The following is a 13243-nucleotide window of genomic DNA, read 5'->3' as shown; positions in this document are numbered from 1 at the left end:
GCATAAATTATATCATTGATGGTACAAAAACTAATAAGGTTAATGCTGTATCTATTAATAATCCTACAGAAAAGGAAATCATCATAACATTATCTAAATCTTTTTTATATATTTCATATCCTAAAGCATAGCTAAAGAAGCTTATTATTATGCAAATTATTACTCCTATAAATCTTGATGCAATTACATCTGGAATTGCATAATAATATTGAGTATATACTACAGAAATAATGCCCATAATTTTTATGATTGTAGTTATAATTCCACTACCTATAAATAATTTAAGTCTCTTACTAGTACTAATACTATAGTCAAAAAAGCTTATTATTCCAACTAGTAATAATGAAGGTATTATCCATCTTAATCCATATACAAATATATATGCTAATGCATATAAAGAACCTTGTAACATTGCAGTAAATGCCATAACATACTCTGAGTTCCTGGGAACATTATTAACTTCTTTAAACTCACCATTCATAGAAGCTAAGTTAACATTATATTGATCTTGTCCAGAAAAACTTATAAATACTATTGTATCCTCATTTATGAAAGGATATATACAAAGATTTCTAAGTCTTGTTGCATAATCAAAAAACTTAACTTCTCCATCGTAAATAACATAATCTACTATACTTTCTTGAATATCTTTCTTACCAAATACTCTTTCTGTAGTGGCTAAAAACCTAGCACCTTCTTCTGAATAAATACCTATATTGTCATGAACATTCTTGTTATCATTAACTTTTAATTCTTTTAAAGTTACTTCATCTCCATTTAAGTCAAATTGAATAACTCTAGTACCCATAAATTCACCTTTATATCTTTGCTCTACTAGAATATATCCATATTTATCATCTTGTGAACAGGCTAGGTTACTATAAGTTAGATTGTCTCTTCTTTCTATTGTTATTATATCTCTTATCTCTTGAAACTTATTATCTTTTATATATACTGCCCTAAAATCTCTTTCATCTTGTAATAAACTTATAAAATAACCATCTTTATTTTTTACTGCTGAAATCATATCTACTTTTTTAGTATTAATAGAAGTTTTGTAGGAAGTTTCCGTATTTATTAACTCCAGTCTGTCATTGTAGCTTATTAATAACAAGTTATCTTCTAATTGATACATAGCATTTACATTAGTTATTTTTCGTTCATCAATTTTGTTAAAATCTTTATCTAAAACTAAAGTACCTATATAACCTATTGAATTTTCTGTAGATCTAAAGTTAAATAAATATCCATCTTTAGTTTTAACAAGTGTAGTATCCATTATAAAGTCTTCATTTACACTATAGACTTTCTCATTTAATTTTTTCCCTACTCTATCAGTTGCAACTAAGCATAATTGATCTTTATTTTCATACCCTACTATAATTTTATCATCATCTTTAATGAGAACTGGATTATTTTTAATATTCCCTTTACCTATTTGCACTTCCTTACTCCATTTATCAGATGGTGGGCTTTTATAAAGATTTACATTAATAACATACTGAAATATTAATATAGATATCAACATAACCCCTATTATTATAGAATAGATTCTCTTATTATTTTTCATAGATATGTCCCCCCTACCCCACAAATTTAAAATCTTTAGTATACTTTACTTAATTAAGTATTCTTCGCTTCTCCTTTCGTATTTAATTATAATAAAAATACTGTTATACTACTTTGCATTCTAAATACAAATATGACCACAAAATATAACTTACTTAATTATTAAATACAACTTAAAATTTAATTATAAGAATATTATATCAATTTTTCATAAATATACCATTTTAATTTAATATCATACAATACATACTATTTCTTTCACCAACATTCAATTATGTGATATTATATACTTATCTAGATTTTAACAGTAAATTATTTATTATATCAATAATAAAATTAATGGTTTTTAAACTCAAATCATATGCTTAATATAAAATCTACAGCAATTTATTAAATCCTAATACTTAGATGAAAGAGTGATTATTTATGGATAAAACTGGTAAGGTCATTAATATTGATGGTAATAAAGTTTATCTAGTTACAAAAGGCAAAGAATTTGTTACTGTAAGACGAAATAATGTAAAGCCTGTTGTTGGACAACTTTATACTGGTAGTGTAATTAAAAAACCTACCTTCTTCTCATATTTAATTCCTGCAGTGCTATCTATCTTCTTAATTGCAGGCATCATATATATATTTAATGCTTTTTCTATTAAAACTTCTTTAGTTGCAGATATGAATTGTACTATTAAAATAGATGTTAATAATAACAATAAGATAGTAAAAGTATCTGCTACAGATTCTAATGGATTTAAGCTAATTAATAGCGTAAATATTATGGGAAATTCCCTAAATGATGGATTAATGATGTTATTTGATGAGGCCATTAATCAAAAACAGTTGAAGATACCGGATGGATTTCATATGGGTGAAGTAAAAATATATGTGACTAAAAATAAAAAGAATAATATTTTGAATCTAGAAAAGTTTATAAAATATGCTGATGAAAAAAAATATATTATAAATGTAAATAATAATAATAATAAATTTTAATAAAATAAAAGGTTTTGACTTTTAGTCAAAACCTTTTATTTTACAAATCTCGGTATTTCAAATTGCAATTTAGCATTCGGTATATTGTCTAATATATTTTTAATTCTACCTACCTGCTTATAAGCCCAAGCTATATCTGTTGCATACTGATGCCAAGGGCTAGCAAAGTTTTCTACATTCCATCTCATCTTATATAGTGTATCCTGGTCTGGCTCTTTGGATGATGATTCTGACCTATGTATATAGTTTTCAGCTATCCATTCTGCTCCACCTTCAACAGCTTTTTCAGGAGTTGTCCACCCTTCTTCATAGGCTCTTTTAGCTCCTCCATTTATAGGATCACTATCGAATGCACCTATACCAAACAGATTGTAAACTTTAACAGTCTTTCCATCTGGAGTTTTATAATCCACACCAGTAGCAAGTTGAGAAGTTCCATTTCCTGTTTCTAAAATTGAGTGTGCAACTAAATAAGCTTGGCTTACATTATACTTCTTTGCTGCACTATCAAAGGCTTTTCCTAATCCATTTAAAATACCTTTTCCTTTAAGCTGAACATCTAAATCACTAGCAGTTATGCCTTCCATATAGTTCAACTTTAAAAATTGGTACATACCATAATCACTTACCGAAAATCTTTCTGCATCAGCAAATTGCTTAACACTTATACGACTTGCACTTGTATTAAAGGGTGACCAACGGTTATATATTGGACGTTGATTCATCTGCTTGTCCACAAATTGATCTAAGGTAAATCCATAATCTTTATAAGTTACTGTCCCTTTGCTTGTGTTTACTGTGCTATTTGGTGCTTTAACCGTAGTGAAATCTATGACTGCACCTGAAATAAGCTTAACCCCATTTTCACTGACTAAAGAATCTTTCACCATAATGCTATAAGTTTCATTATACTTATAACCACCGGATGGCGGATTTACTCTAATTGCTTTATTATCAGCATCATAACTAAAAGTTACAGCTGGTCGTTCACTATTAGCTGTTATGACTATAATATTATTAGATAGATTATTTATCGCATTGCTACTCAATCTATCATTAAGATATATCGTCCACACTTTATTAATAGGTTGATCAATCTTATGTTCTATTTCTAAAATTGAAGCCTTAGCAACGTTAATATTTAATAAAAATATAAATATCATAGTCATAAGCATAGTGCCTAAACTGCGCCAAAGTTTTTTCATATAATTTCTCCTCCCCCCTAGTTTACAAATTTTTAAAAAATAAATTAATCTTTATAATATTTTACATATATTATAAAGCTTATTTTAAATTATACATGAAATTCCATACCTTTTATATAATTAATTTATCTTTTTAATAAATTTTACCTTCTTTATTTATAGTAAATTTATATTTTAAATGCGTTAATATAAAGTTTATAGTATATAATAATTAATGATGTTGATATTTAAAGGAAGGTGTAATATGACTAGCCATATTAGTGAAGAAATAAGACTAAATAAATATATTAGTGAAAGTGGATTTTGTTCTAGAAGAGAGGCAGATAAACTAATCGAAAAAGGTTTCGTATATATAAATGATAAAAAAGCAGAAATAGGTTCAAAAGTAACTTCTGAAGATATAGTTAAAGTTAATAATAAAATAATTAAGCCTAAAAAGAAACGAGTTTATATTGCTTTTAATAAACCAGTAGGAATTACTTGTACTACTGAGAGACATATAAAAGGAAATATAATAGACTATATTAACTATCCTGAAAGAATATTTCACATAGGGAGATTAGACAAACCTTCTCAAGGATTAATATTCTTAACTAATGATGGAGATATAGTAAATAAAATTTTAAGAGCAGGAAATAATCATGAAAAAGAATATATAGTTACTGTTGATAAGCCCATCACCAATGAATTTCTTCATAAAATGAGTAATGGAGTGCCTATATTAGATACAATAACGAAAAAATGTAAAGTAAAAAAAGAAAGTAAATATGTCTTTAGAATAATACTGACTCAAGGCTTAAATAGACAAATTAGAAGAATGTGCCAATATTTAGGATATAACGTTACTAAATTAGAAAGAATCCGAATTATGAACGTAACTCTTGATAATATACCTATTGGTAATTGGAGATATTTAACCAAAGAAGAAGTTAATACTATAAACCAGCTTATAGAAAACTCAGTAAAAACAGAAGAAGCATCTATAAAAATTAATGAGTAACTGCTAATTTTATAAATTAGCCATAAAACTCTTTTTCATAATTTTCTATAATAAAAAGCATGGAGTCTGTACTCCATGCCTTTTTAATCCACAGTATTAACATGTCCACTGTGGATAACTTGTTAATTTACTGTTGAAAACTATTTTACTTCCTCAGCAAATAAAGTTTTAAACTGATCATCAATTATATCTTTTGTTTCTTTAACTTCTTTTAAGCTTGGCTCAAATTCATCTGAAATATTTAATACTATTTCATAAACTGTAGTAGGAACTTTATCATCTCCATAAACAACTACATAATCTTTCTCTGATTTATCCCCATTTACATTTATATAATATGGATAAATTTTTGCTTTTGCTGCTTCTATTTTATTATCTTCCATTGCTTTATCAACTACAGCTTTTGCTTTCTCTTGATATTTAGCTATATCTTCTTCTTTCATTATTTTTATAGTGTCAACCTCTGAATAGCCATAATCTTTTTCTGCTATTGAGTTTAGTAATGATTTAAAGCTTTCATGTTTAACCTCTTCTGTTTTTGTTTCCTCTACTTTGTTTTCTTCTTTAGTAACTTCCTTATTTGTTTCAGTTGTTGCCTTACTTCCACAAGCTGTTAGTGAGAATGTCATCATTCCAGCTAAAATAATAGATAATACTTTTTTCATAATTATTTCCTCCTAAAAACAATGAGCTATTTAGCTATAAAACTAATATTAGTTTAAAATATTTAATATTTTAATAAAGCATCATAATCCCTTGTTTTTGACATTTTAACTTTAGTGATCACTATGGATAATTATATCACTTTATTAAATTTTTGCAAATACTTCAAAATATTAATATTTAGATTTAGGTAATTAGTTAACACTGATAGGTTATCAACAATTAATATACAATTTCTAAGATATTTCTGTTTAAAAGTCTAAAAATTTATCAAGACTCTGTGGATAAACTTTTATTTATACACATTGTCCACATTTTATATGTTGATAATTTGTGGAGTTGATGTTAATAATCTAATAAAAAAGTATTTATTTAAAAAATATAATATTATCAAAATATTTTTTAAATTTTTTTTACTTTTACTTTGTTATTTTATCAATATTATTAACATTATCCACATAATTGTGAATAATTTGGGGATAAGTTGCATATACTAATTTTTATATTTTTATATAATTATCCTTTTACTACAAACTCTGTTAATTAATTTACAATCTTTTAATAATTTCCAAAATTTGAAATATTACATTATTTCTCAGTTCATGATATAATTTTAATGGCAAACAGAACCATGAGCTTTTAATAAAAATTTTAAGTAAAGGGCTGGTATGATGAAGAATAATATAATTTATGTGAATTTTCAGACTAAAACTCGATATAAGCTTAAACCTAAACTAACTTTAAGTCTAATTATTTTTCATCTAAAAAATATCTTTAGAACAAAAAATAAAGAAACCCCACCGAAAGTACAAATATATAACTTTAGAAATTTATTATAGTACGCAAAGGCGTACTTTTTTTCTAAAATTATAAATTGATTATGTATTTAGTTAATGATATATTATAGTTTAATTAAATTTTAATTTAGGAGGAATAATATGAGAATCGGTCTTGGATATGATGTACATAAATTAGTTGAAAATATAAAGCTAATTATTGGTGGTGTAGAAATCCCTTATGAAAAAGGATTATTAGGACATTCTGATGCAGATGTTTTAATACATGCTATAATGGATAGTCTATTGGGCGCTTCTTCATTAGGCGATATAGGAAAGCATTTCCCTGATACTGATCCTAAATACAAAGGAATTTCAAGTATAACATTATTACAGCATGTTGGTAAACTTTTAAAGGATAACAATTTTGAAATAGGTAATATAGATTCAACTATAATTGCTCAAAAACCTAAAATGGCTCCTCATATACCAACTATGGTAAAAAATATTGCTAATGCTTTAAATGTAGAAGAGAATAAAATAAATGTAAAAGCTACTACAGAAGAAGGTTTAGGTTTTACAGGTAGTGGTGAAGGAATATCTGCTCAAAGTATTTGTCTTTTATTAGAGAACTAAAAAAGGCGTGATTAAAAATCACGCTTTTCTTTGCTTAAAATTAAAATATAAAGATTGACTCTCAACCCATACTCTATTTATAATTCAAATAACTTAGTAAATTCATCTTTATATTTTAATTATACTGTATCATCATCTTTTTCATTTCTATATTCTTGATTAATATCATCATTTTGCTCATTATCTTCATTTGCTTCAATATTGTATTCTGATTTTGTGTTATCATCTTCTTTAGATAATTCATTAGGTTTTAAAAATGTAGCTGCTAATCTTATAAAAGTTCTTATATCATCATCACTTAAAACATTATCAAATTTTAAAATATCTAATTTTTCCTTAATAAAATTAAAAGCCTGATTTTCTTTAACATTATTAGGAGAATCCTTAAAATTCTCCTCTACATATTTTACTCCATCCATGATGAGTCTTAAAATTTTCTTAGTTCCTTCATCAGCAACTCCTAAAGTTTGAAGCATTATTAATATAGTATAAATATTTTCAAATACTTTTTCCTTTGGTTCTATATTATTCTTTTTAAATATTAATACTATACCTGTAATCCCAAGCACTACAGTAATAATAATTAAAACTTGTACCAAAACTTCACTCATAAGAACCTTCCCTTCCTTTCCAAAATATACTTTAATATCTTTATATTCTCAAAGTGGAAATATTGATACATATACATAATATTTGCATTTAGAGAATTGTCCTATAATTATTTTCAAATATTGCATTTTATTAAATTACTTATATTAGATATATATTATTATTTTTTCTATATCAATGAAAATACACTTTAAAGGAATTAAGAATTTAACGGAGAATATCACTCAGAAATAATTCTAAATTACATATAATTTTGAAAGGACTTTAGTTATATGAAAAATTTATTTTTAACTGGTGAAATAGGTGTGGGGAAATCTACATTATTAAAAAAGTTGATAGAAAAAATCAACACTTCTATAGGCGGATATGTTACAGAAAGAGTTATAGATAATAATATCCTTAAATATAACTTAATTTCTTTATATGATGGCATTGAAGAATACTCCATATCCCAGATGCCTTTAAATAGGCACTCCAACAATCCTGAAGTTTTTTTATCTTCTTTTAATGAAGGTGCCTTTAGTATATTAGAAAAAAGCTTCTATGAAAGAAATGTAGTTATTATGGATGAATTAGGTTTTATGGAATCAAAGGCTTATAGATTTCAAAATATTGTACTTAGATTGTTAGATAGCTCTAAGACAGTTATTGGAGTTTTGAAAAAAAGAGATTGCGAATTCTTAAATAATATAAGAAATAGGAAGGATGTTATTATAATAGAAGTTACTGAAGAAAATAGAAATATTCTCCTAGAAAAATTAATAACCATATTAGTTAGTTTTGAAGTACCACTTAAGAAAAAAGATGCTTTCTATTGGAGTGAAGAATTAATTCAATTCTATGATGATGCTATTAACTATAAAAAATGTGAATATACAAAAACAATTATAAATGAAATAAAAAAATATGTACCTAACTTTAAAAATAAAACTCTTTTAGATATAGGCGCAGGTATTGGTACATTTTCTATTCCCCTTTCTAGAGAAGTTAATCATATAACTGCTGTAGATTCTTCTTTCAATATGCTAAACTTTTTTAGAAGAAAAGCAAAGTCAAAGGAAATACATAATATTGATTTTGTATTATCACCTTTTGAAAATGCTAAAATAAAGCCTCACGATATTACATTAAGTATTCATGGTGGCGGTGCAACCTCTAGAGAAAGCTTATTAAGATTTTATGATTTAATTATTAATTATGGTTTTATTGTAATTCCAACTAAGTCTAATTTTAATGGGGAAATATTTTATAAAATGATTAATAGACCTACACGTAAATTTAAAACTAATGATACATTAAAGAATTTACAATTACTTAACTGTAAATATGAACACAAAAATTTAACCTATAATTTTCCTCAATTTTTTAAAGACTACGATGACGCCTTAATTTTTTTAAAAGGCACTTTAAAATAAAAATGAATTGGAAATATCTATGCTTAAAGAATTTATAAATAAATATATTTATAAATATGAAGATGGATATCTGTTTGATAATATAAAAACCTCTTTATTTATTGCAATAAAAAAATCTTAATTTAGTAGCTATTATGTATAAATGAAAAAATTGCTATATTTATAATTAAATTTTAAAAACATAAAAACCGTGACTGTTATGTCACGGTTTTTTATTATTCACCTAAAGCAGCTTTTAAATCTTCTTCTACAGTTGATATTGGGGCTATATTAAATTTTTCTATTAATACATTTAGTACATTTGGAGATACAAATGCTGGTAGTGATGGTCCAAGCTTAATGTTCTTAATTCCTATTGATAACAATGTTAATAATATACATACCGCTTTTTGTTCATACCATGAAAGTATCATTGATAATGGTAAATCATTCACTCCACATTCAAAAGCTTCAGCTAAAGCTAAGGCAATCTTAATTGCTGAGTATGCATCGTTACATTGTCCAACATCTAATAATCTTGGAAGACCTGCAACTGTTCCTAAATCTAATTTATTAAATCTATATTTACCACAAGCTAATGTTAATATTACTGTATCATTTGGAGCTTTTTCTGCAAAGTCAGTGTAGTAATTTCTTCCTGGTTTAGCTCCATCACATCCACCTACTAAGAAGAAATGTCTTATAGCACCTGATTTAACAGCATTAATTATAGCATCTGCATGATTTAATGTAGCTTCATGTCCAAATCCTACTAAGATTTTCTTTTCTACCTCATCTTCATTCCATCCACCTAATGCTAGTGATTTTTCAATAACTGGAGTGAAATCTTTAACTCCATTTGTTTCTTCTATATGTGCAACATTTGGCCAACCTACTACACTTGTAGTAAATATTCTATCACTATAATTTTCTCTTGGTTTTTGTATGCAGTTTGTTGTCATTACAACACAACCTGGAATGCTGTCAAACTCTTTTTGCTGATCTTGCCATGCTCCACCATAATTTCCTACTAAGTGCTTATACTTTTTAAGCTCTGGATAAGCATGACATGGTAACATTTCTCCATGAGTGTATATATTTATTCCTTTTCCTTCTGTTTGCTCTAATAATTGTTTTAGATCTGTTAAATCGTGTCCTGAAACTATTATAAATGGACCTTTCTTCTTTGTAATTAATACTTCTGTTGGCTCAGGAACTCCATAGAATCCTCTATTTGTATTACTTAATAATTCCATAACTATTAAATTAACTTGTCCTAATTCCATTGCTAAGTCGAATAGCTCTCCAATTCCATTCTCTAATTTAGTTATTCCAGATAAAGCTTTGTAGAAAAATTTATTAACCCTTTCATCAGACTTTCCTAAAACATTTGCTTGATGTGAATAAGCTGCTATACCTTTTAGCCCATATACTATTAACTCTCTTAATGAACGAATATCTTCATTTGGTGACCCATCATTCATTATTCCATGTTTCATTCCTTCATTAACCATATCATCAACAGTTTTTGGTGAAATGTACATAGCTATATCATTTCCAACCATTGCACCGACTTTATTCTCTAATGCTCTTTTAATTTCTTCTGACTTATTTATATATTTAACGAATCTCTCCTCATCAAAGTTAACATTTGTTAATGTGGAAAATAGTCCATCCATCATAAACTTATTTACTTCATCTTCAATTTTAATATTTTTTTCAATTAGTTTTTCTCCATATAATGCTATACCCTTTAATTGATGAATTAATAAATCTTGTAGAGCTGCAACCCTAGGATTTTTACCACAAACCCCTACTTTAGAGCAACCCTTTCCTCCAGCTGTCTGCTCGCATTGATAACAAAACATTGACATTTCTTTTTCCCCCTCTGCCTTTGATTTAAATATATTTTTAATCGCTTCAAACATTTTTGTTTAACTCCTTCAATAAATAGAAATATTTTTTACTTTAATTTATCTAAACAATATTTTCTGTTTATTTACCTTACAATAAAATTATATCAATCACATATAAAATAATCGGTAACAAATGTTACCTAAAATAAAAAAACTCTACGACTTTTCGTAGAGTTTTTTTATTAGTTCTATTATCTAATATCATTCACTAAAGTATTAAAGTTATCTCTGATATCTGTCATTGTTCTTCCATTCATAACATCGTTAGCCATATTTTGTATTCTGTCAAATAGAGTTGTATCATTAGTTACTTTAACAGTTGTAATATTAGGATCTACTTCTTTAACTGCATTTTCTATAGATCTTCTCATGTTATCATCTAATTTCATATCAGTGTTTTCTAATGTAACACCAACTACAGCAGTATTGTCATTAACAACTACAGCATCTCTGCTTACTCCTTTTACAGCCTGAACTTTAGTGCTTATATCTTGTGCTCTCTTTGTATCCGCATTTCCGTTTGTTGTATTGGTACCATTTGTTGTGTTGTTTCCATTTGTTGTGTTGTTTCCATTTGTTGTATTATTACCATTTGTTGTATTGTTTCCATTTGTTTTATTAGTACCATTTGTTGTGTTAGTACCATTTGTTGTATTGTTTCCATCTGTTGTAGCTGTACGACATCCTATTAAAGGAAGTGTGAAAATAGATAATACCATTACTGAGCATAATAGTGTTTTAAAATTTTTTTTCATAGTTTAAATCCTCCTCGTTCTTTTATAATATTAGTTTGCACAAATTAGAAAAATTTATTTATATTTTTTTAGAAGTTTTTACATAAACAAAAAGAGCAACTTCCAATAATAGAATTGCCCCTTTTACTTTAAAATTATACTAATATTATCTCTCTAAAAATTTTCCTATTTAAAACATACTTACCATCTACATATTTAAGCTCAAATTCACTTACAGCAGTAACTTTTTCAGCTTTTTCTATATGAAGTATATACCCTTCTTCATTTCTATTTTTAAAAAAGATTTTAGAAGCTTTTATTACTCTCATAGGAATTCCTTCCAAATCATAAATCACCGTTGGAACTTCATTTAACATAATCTTCTCTCCTTCTGCTAATTTATAACCTAATTGATGATATATAATATTAAGAGTAATAAAGTTTTATGATTGTTTTTTTATATTATAAAAAAGTCACTATTAAATAGTGACTTTTATTATGTGTAAACTATATTTTATTCTTCTTCAAATTGGTCTTTACCTACTCCGCATAGTGGACATACCCACTCTTCAGGTACATCTTCCCAAGATGTTCCTGGTGCTACTCCATTATCTGGATCTCCTTCAGCTGGGTCATAAACATATCCACATACTACACAAACATACTTTTTCATAATATTTCCTCCTAAATTATAAAATTTATCATATATATATTTTTCTAGAACTAACCGAAAAATATACCTAATATTCTATTTTTAATATATGCAAACTAATCAACTTTTTCTCTTTTGTTGTAATTATAATTTAACAGATATTATTATTGCTGTAAAGAATAATAATGATATTATCAGAAAATATTTTAAATTAATACTTCATATCATTTAATAATGGTTATTTCTTATAATAAGCAAATAGTTGTAACTATATCTTTTTTTGGTATTCTTTATTACTATTCATCTCTCTATTATATTTAACTACGTATAATCAATAAATGTTTATTACTACCACTTGAACTATATAATGCTTTTACTATAATTTTTAGAAATATAATTTATACTTTATAATTTAAATATATATTTATGCTACTAATAGTTCCTATTATCTACTCTTTTAAATATACCTGGATAATCAATTATTAAACCTTTTTTATCAACAAAAAATTCAGTAATAAAACCACTATCTAAGTTTTCATACTTATATTTAAATCCTTCTAAGTTTGACTCTAAGCAAGTATATTTCTGTGTTACAGGCTTTAGTTTAACATTATGAACATCAATATAAATTACTTTTATTTCACTTGATTCACCAAGATTTAAAGATAATCTCCTAATTGGAATAGTATTAGTAAAGGGTGTAATAGAAATATCAATATCTATACAGCCTCTTAAATCTTCTATCTCTTCACCACAACTTTTTCTCCAAATTCCATTACCATCTGATAATAAAGTAATATTTTTAGATTTATTATCAAATACTCTTAAATCAACTTTATTTACTTTCCAGTTTAAATCACAATCTATTTCATAATTAACACGAAATGGTATATTTTCATTCATACCTATAACAACAGAATTGGCTACTATTCTATCTTGATCTTCATAAAGACATAAATGTTCTGTAGAAAATCCATCTAACGCCCTCCAAATTAATTCTTTTTTCATATAACATATCCTCTCTTTATCTTATTATGTAATTATTAAATTAATTTACTTTAAAAGTATATCGTTAAATATGTTGATAACTTTACAT

At 26.2% G+C, this 13243-nt stretch carries 13 protein-coding genes; 4 read left to right on the top strand and 9 right to left on the bottom strand.

The features are described 5' to 3' along the window. Window positions 1-7 precede the first annotated feature (7 nt). Window positions 8-1570 carry a hypothetical protein gene (locus ACY1IQ_RS11620; protein ID WP_461614068.1) on the bottom strand — a complete coding sequence of 521 codons (1563 nt, stop codon included), beginning with the start codon at window positions 1568-1570 and terminating at the stop codon, window positions 8-10. 425 nt (window positions 1571-1995) lie between these two features. On the opposite strand from ACY1IQ_RS11620, the gene ACY1IQ_RS11615 reads away from it, so the two are divergent. Next, window positions 1996-2562 carry a hypothetical protein gene (locus ACY1IQ_RS11615; protein ID WP_461614067.1) on the top strand — a complete coding sequence of 189 codons (567 nt, stop codon included), beginning with the start codon at window positions 1996-1998 and terminating at the stop codon, window positions 2560-2562. Between the two features lie 35 nt (window positions 2563-2597). Here the strand turns inward: ACY1IQ_RS11615 and ACY1IQ_RS11610 are convergent, their stop codons facing one another. Beyond that, window positions 2598-3767 (bottom strand): N-acetylglucosaminidase, encoded by a 1170-nt coding sequence (locus ACY1IQ_RS11610; protein WP_461614066.1) that lies wholly within the window; start codon window positions 3765-3767, stop codon window positions 2598-2600. A gap of 244 nt (window positions 3768-4011) precedes the next feature. Here ACY1IQ_RS11610 and rluF point away from each other — a divergent pair, with 244 nt between their 5' ends. Further along, complete coding sequence (rluF, locus tag ACY1IQ_RS11605) at window positions 4012-4767, top strand: 23S rRNA pseudouridine(2604) synthase RluF (RefSeq protein WP_461614065.1); 756 nt, start codon at window positions 4012-4014, stop codon at window positions 4765-4767. A gap of 140 nt (window positions 4768-4907) precedes the next feature. Here rluF and ACY1IQ_RS11600 read toward each other — a convergent pair whose 3' ends face one another. Then, window positions 4908-5432, bottom strand: a complete 525-nt coding sequence (locus ACY1IQ_RS11600; RefSeq protein WP_461614064.1) for a hypothetical protein — start codon at window positions 5430-5432, stop codon at window positions 4908-4910. Window positions 5433-6368: 936 nt separating this feature from the next. Between ACY1IQ_RS11600 and ispF the strand changes: the two genes are divergently transcribed. Then, on the top strand, window positions 6369-6842 hold the full coding sequence (gene ispF / locus ACY1IQ_RS11595; RefSeq protein ID WP_461614063.1) for a 2-C-methyl-D-erythritol 2,4-cyclodiphosphate synthase: 474 nt from the start codon (window positions 6369-6371) through the stop codon (window positions 6840-6842). 119 nt (window positions 6843-6961) lie between these two features. Here ispF and ACY1IQ_RS11590 read toward each other — a convergent pair whose 3' ends face one another. Then, the gene (locus ACY1IQ_RS11590) at window positions 6962-7453 is read right to left on the bottom strand and encodes a hypothetical protein (RefSeq protein ID WP_461614062.1); all 492 of its coding nucleotides are present in this window, start codon (window positions 7451-7453) and stop codon (window positions 6962-6964) included. 270 nt (window positions 7454-7723) lie between these two features. Between ACY1IQ_RS11590 and ACY1IQ_RS11585 the strand changes: the two genes are divergently transcribed. Next, complete coding sequence (locus tag ACY1IQ_RS11585) at window positions 7724-8866, top strand: nucleoside-triphosphatase (RefSeq protein ID WP_461614061.1); 1143 nt, start codon at window positions 7724-7726, stop codon at window positions 8864-8866. A 215-nt stretch (window positions 8867-9081) separates the two neighbouring features. Here ACY1IQ_RS11585 and hcp read toward each other — a convergent pair whose 3' ends face one another. The 5 genes from hcp to ACY1IQ_RS11560 form a co-directional block, all read right to left on the bottom strand. Further along, window positions 9082-10773 (bottom strand): hydroxylamine reductase, encoded by a 1692-nt coding sequence (gene hcp / locus ACY1IQ_RS11580; RefSeq protein ID WP_461614060.1) that lies wholly within the window; start codon window positions 10771-10773, stop codon window positions 9082-9084. Between the two features lie 179 nt (window positions 10774-10952). After that, window positions 10953-11516 (bottom strand): YhcN/YlaJ family sporulation lipoprotein, encoded by a 564-nt coding sequence (locus ACY1IQ_RS11575; RefSeq protein WP_461614059.1) that lies wholly within the window; start codon window positions 11514-11516, stop codon window positions 10953-10955. Between the two features lie 134 nt (window positions 11517-11650). Further along, window positions 11651-11872 carry a hypothetical protein gene (locus ACY1IQ_RS11570; RefSeq protein ID WP_461614058.1) on the bottom strand — a complete coding sequence of 74 codons (222 nt, stop codon included), beginning with the start codon at window positions 11870-11872 and terminating at the stop codon, window positions 11651-11653. A 137-nt stretch (window positions 11873-12009) separates the two neighbouring features. Then, window positions 12010-12168 (bottom strand): rubredoxin, encoded by a 159-nt coding sequence (gene rd, locus ACY1IQ_RS11565; RefSeq protein ID WP_461614057.1) that lies wholly within the window; start codon window positions 12166-12168, stop codon window positions 12010-12012. A gap of 411 nt (window positions 12169-12579) precedes the next feature. Next, window positions 12580-13155 (bottom strand): putative glycolipid-binding domain-containing protein, encoded by a 576-nt coding sequence (locus ACY1IQ_RS11560; protein WP_461614056.1) that lies wholly within the window; start codon window positions 13153-13155, stop codon window positions 12580-12582. Between the last annotated feature and the right edge of the window lie 88 nt (window positions 13156-13243).

The sequence above is a fragment of the Clostridium sp. Marseille-QA1073 genome (assembly GCF_054863625.1).
The sequence above is the reverse complement of the archived record's forward strand: the minus strand, read 5'-3'. Positions and strand labels throughout refer to the sequence as shown.